General features: G+C 54.3%; 7 protein-coding genes. 5 read left to right on the forward strand and 2 right to left on the reverse strand.

Features of this window, described 5'->3' with window-relative positions:
* The 5 genes from H6F86_RS10385 to H6F86_RS10410 all read left to right on the forward strand — a co-directional run.
* On the forward strand, nucleotides 1–162 hold a 162-nt coding region (locus H6F86_RS10385; RefSeq protein ID WP_190448536.1), incomplete at its 5' end, for a LuxR C-terminal-related transcriptional regulator.
* A gap of 242 nt (nucleotides 163–404) precedes the next feature.
* The gene (locus H6F86_RS10390; RefSeq protein WP_199305203.1) at nucleotides 405–575 is read left to right on the forward strand and encodes a hypothetical protein; all 171 of its coding nucleotides are present in this window, start codon (nucleotides 405–407) and stop codon (nucleotides 573–575) included.
* 4 nt (nucleotides 576–579) lie between these two features.
* Nucleotides 580–1,185, forward strand: coding sequence for a GMC family oxidoreductase N-terminal domain-containing protein (locus H6F86_RS10395; RefSeq protein ID WP_190448537.1), 606 nt, complete (start codon nucleotides 580–582; stop codon nucleotides 1,183–1,185).
* Entirely contained in the window at nucleotides 1,182–1,421 is a 240-nt protein-coding gene (locus tag H6F86_RS32780; RefSeq protein ID WP_190448538.1) for a GMC family oxidoreductase N-terminal domain-containing protein, read from the forward strand. Before H6F86_RS10395 ends, H6F86_RS32780 begins: the two co-directional genes overlap by 4 nt.
* Nucleotides 1,422–1,596: 175 nt before the next feature.
* The gene (locus H6F86_RS10410) at nucleotides 1,597–2,082 is read left to right on the forward strand and encodes a nuclear transport factor 2 family protein (protein ID WP_190448540.1); all 486 of its coding nucleotides are present in this window, start codon (nucleotides 1,597–1,599) and stop codon (nucleotides 2,080–2,082) included.
* A 153-nt stretch (nucleotides 2,083–2,235) separates the two neighbouring features.
* On the opposite strand, the gene H6F86_RS32185 is transcribed toward H6F86_RS10410, so the two are convergent.
* Together H6F86_RS32185 and H6F86_RS10420 are read right to left on the reverse strand one after the other, a co-directional pair.
* A complete protein-coding gene (locus tag H6F86_RS32185; protein WP_242033463.1) occupies nucleotides 2,236–2,385 on the reverse strand; it encodes a hypothetical protein in 150 nt (49 codons plus the stop codon).
* A gap of 186 nt (nucleotides 2,386–2,571) precedes the next feature.
* Nucleotides 2,572–3,126 carry a PadR family transcriptional regulator gene (locus H6F86_RS10420; RefSeq protein WP_190448541.1) on the reverse strand — a complete coding sequence of 185 codons (555 nt, stop codon included), beginning with the start codon at nucleotides 3,124–3,126 and terminating at the stop codon, nucleotides 2,572–2,574.
* Nucleotides 3,127–3,194 lie beyond the last annotated feature (68 nt).

Below are 3,194 nucleotides of genomic sequence, written 5' to 3' on the forward strand. Positions count from 1 at the left end.
TCACTGGCACAGGGGATGAGTAATGCCGATATTGCGGCTGCTTTGAGCATCGGTGAAGGCACGGTCAAATCTCATGTCAATCGAATTTTGAATAAGTTAGATGTGAGCGATCGCACTCAAGCGGTGATTGTTGCCGTTAAACGCGGCATTGTCAATTTATAGGGTGTACTTTCGATCGCATGCGGCTTCTAACTTAAGTTAGAGTCAGCCTTCTACTCCACGATGGCATGGTTAATCTATCAATTTGTACTGTAAAAGTTTTAACTCACTATAGACGACGAGTTGAAGGCAGTCTCCTATATTGAACTTATTCCGAAAGAAGCTGAGCACTAGAACTGGCAACACTTCAGATAGCTAGGAAAAAATGACGTTGAATGAATTTGAATCAAAAAGGAGACAAACTCATGAGCAACACCATCGACACAATGATCGATTCCAATGACAGCGTGCTGCTGCTGATTGATCATCAGAGCGGACTCTTCCAACTTGTGCGTGACATTGAACTCCCAGTCCTCCGCGCCAATGCCACCCCAATGCACGGCATGTGCCGTGCGGAGAAGACCTTACAGGAGTAATGAAATGAAAGGAAATCAAACAATGTTTGACGTTATCATCGTCGGTGGCGGATCCGCCGGCGCAGTGCTGACCAATCGCCTGAGTGCTGATCCATCTCGCCGTGTCTTGCTGATCGAAGCGGGCAAGGCCTATCCCCCAAACGCCTATCCCGACCCAGTCCGTCGCCAGGACCTAGTGGGTGGCGATCCGCAGCACGACTGGGGCTTTTACAGCGAGCCTGGCGTGCTGGACAGAAGGCTTCAGCTCAACCGCGGCAAGGTGCTGGGTGGCTCGTCTGCCATCAACGGTGCAGTGGCGATGCGGGTGCCGAAATACGACCACGATCGCTGGGCCAAGACGCATGACCTCGACGCCTTGAACTGGCAAAGCTCGCAGGCCTTCTATCGTTCGCTGGAGCGTACCTCCGGCACTGGCGGCGACAGCCGCGACGGCTGCGTCCCCATCCACCAGCTCGGTGATGAAGAAGTGTCTGACCAGCATCGCGACTTCATCGCGTCGGCACTGGCTGCGGGCTACCAGCGCACATCGGGTTTTACGACGGGGCAGCCGCTGGGCGTTGGTCCCTATGTGATGAATACCCGCATGGGTGTGAGGCTTAACACAGAATGAACTTGTTGGGCGATGCGGTGCGTGCCCGACCTAATCTGACCATCCGCGACGAGACGCTGGTCGATGCCGTGTTAGTGGAGCATGGCCAGGCCCAAGGCGTCCGACTGGCTGGCGGAGCGATCATCCTAGCCGGTGAAATCATCCTTTCAGCGGGCACCTATGTCAGCCCGGCGATCCTGATGCGTTCCGGCATTGGCTCCTCTGATGCGAGTCGTCGATGCCTCGATCTGGCCTGACGTGCCCTCCGTCGCAACGGCTTTCCCGACCATGATGCTGGCCGAAAGCATCGCTGCCCGGATGGCCTAAGAGAAGTACGCAATCAGTGAAAGCAACCCCGCCCGAAAGAGCGATAGCTCTGAGATTTGCCGCAGGGGCAAGTCAACATCATCAACCCCAACTTGGACACATCACATGAAACAAGATCATCTCACAAGCGATGTCACGCTCGTCACCGCCACACCCGCACACACGCAAGAGGCTGGCAAGGGTCTGACCGCAGCGCAATTGCTGAAGCGCAGTCTGGACACTTTCCTAGCCAAAGATATTAAGGGCTGGGCTGAACTCTGCGACGAAAACGTCGTCGTCGAATTCCCCTTCGCGCCCGACGTGGCATCCAGAAAGCTGGTGGGCCGAGCGGCTATCTACGAGTATTTGAAGAACTATCCCAGCGTCATCGACGTGCAGCGGACTCCCACGCTGAAGATCATCGCTACCGACGACCCCAGCATGGCCATTGCCGAGTGGAGCGTGTCGGGCCGGGTGATCAGCAACGGCAATCCCTATGAAATGAGCTACGCCACGTTTGTGACTGTCAAGAATGGGTTGATCGTCAATTACCGCGAGTACTGGGACCCGATGGTGTTCATGGCAGCCATGAGCGGCGCAAAGTTCTGGTGACCTTGGCGAGTTGCTAAAACCGTTCGTGTTTCTTGACCTAGCCAGTTTTGATGCCACTGTGGGGAACCAAGGGTTCCCCATACACCCGCACTCCGGCATCGCGACGCTGACGTTCATGACTCAGGGTAACTTTCGCTATGTGGACACGACTGGTCAGCAAGGCGTTTTGGCGGCTGGCGGTGTTGAATGGATAAAGGCAGGAAACGGCGTGTGGCACTCGGCACCCCCGTTGGCGACACGCAGGTTAAAGGCTTCCAGCTCTGGATCGCCTTGCCCGCTGCGGAAGAAAACACGCCTGCGCAAAGCATCTACCTGGCTCCGTCCGACGTGCCGCAGGAAAGGCCTGCGCGGGCACTGCGTGGGCGCTATGGCGAGGCGCAAAGCACTGGCGCAGATGACATACCTCTCCGTCTCCATACGTCGTAGCCAATGCTTGAATTTCTGTTGACTTTCCATCGCAATATATTCAAAGGAATTTACGTTGATTGGCTACGGATTGTTGCGATCGCGCAGCGTGTGCATAGCACGTATCGCCTTTTCCAACCAATCTAAATAAGTCTGTTCCCGTTGCTTCACTAAGTTCAAAATCAGTCGATGCAGTTCTTGTTCACGCGATGCAGTCGGATTACTCAAAGATAGAGCCTCGATCGCCTCACACTGGGCTAACTTTTCTTGCCGTGCTTCCAGTTCCTGCTCTAGCAAATCCACGATCGCCTCGTTAGGCAACTGAGCCGCCAAATAGAGTTGCACCAGCAATGGCTCTCGCAACACGGGCAACGGATGATGCGTCTGGAGCCATTGGGTTAACTCTGTTTCACCTGCTTTGGTAATTCGGTAAACCTTGCGATTGGGGCGATCGTGCTGAATCTCAATAGTACAGGTAATCCACCCCTGTGACTCCAGTTTGTCTAAAGTCCGATAAATCTGTGCCTGATCTGCTGGCCACAGATGGGAAATGCAATCGTCAAAGCACTCGGTTTTGAGGTCGTAGCCTGTCCGCTCCTGTTGTTGGAGCAGACCCAGAATCACATGGGCAAGAGACATAGGCGGTTTACCGAACGAATAGGGAGGACAAGCCTTACCCATAGAATTGATATACTTCTATGCTAATA

It is taken from the genome of Phormidium sp. FACHB-592 (assembly GCF_014695795.1).
Taxonomy (GTDB): Bacteria; Cyanobacteriota; Cyanobacteriia; order Leptolyngbyales; family Leptolyngbyaceae; genus Stenomitos.